Source organism: Pantoea sp. RG18 (assembly GCF_025910075.1).
Lineage (GTDB): Bacteria > Pseudomonadota > Gammaproteobacteria > Enterobacterales > Enterobacteriaceae > Pantoea > Pantoea agglomerans.
On sequence record NZ_JAPCIL010000040.1, the window covers coordinates 1 to 458 of the forward strand.

At 50.9% G+C, this 458-nt stretch carries 2 tRNA genes; both read right to left on the bottom strand.

Annotated features, from left to right (window positions below):
• Nucleotides 1–143: 143 nt before the first annotated feature.
• Nucleotides 144–219 (bottom strand) — tRNA-Ala (locus tag OK409_RS22455).
• Between the two features lie 142 nt (nucleotides 220–361).
• Nucleotides 362–438, bottom strand: a tRNA-Ile gene (locus OK409_RS22460).
• Nucleotides 439–458 lie beyond the last annotated feature (20 nt).

Below are 458 nucleotides of genomic sequence, written 5' to 3' on the forward strand. Positions count from 1 at the left end.
AAATCATTCCTTATTACGGAGGAATGACGCGCTGCGTCGTTTCAATTTTCAGCTTGTTCCGGATTGTTAAAGAGCATAATACGTCGCAGCACACCGTCGCCGGTATGCTCTGAGGTATTTCAGAAAAAAACAGATAAACGGTATGGTGGAGCTAAGCGGGATCGAACCGCTGACCTCCTGCGTGCAAGGCAGGCGCTCTCCCAGCTGAGCTATAGCCCCATACAGTTACTGCAGAGACCACTACTACCACTCAACCGAGTACACTTCGTGAGAAATGTAATTCGTGCTCAGGCAAGGCATGTTTCCGCGAAGCATAGTGAACTATGCGAGCCGGAGACATAACGCAGCGTGAGTGCGAATTTGGTAGGCCTGAGTGGACTTGAACCACCGACCTCACCCTTATCAGGGGTGCGCTCTAACCACCTGAGCTACAAGCCTGTAGAGGTTTTTTCTGCTCG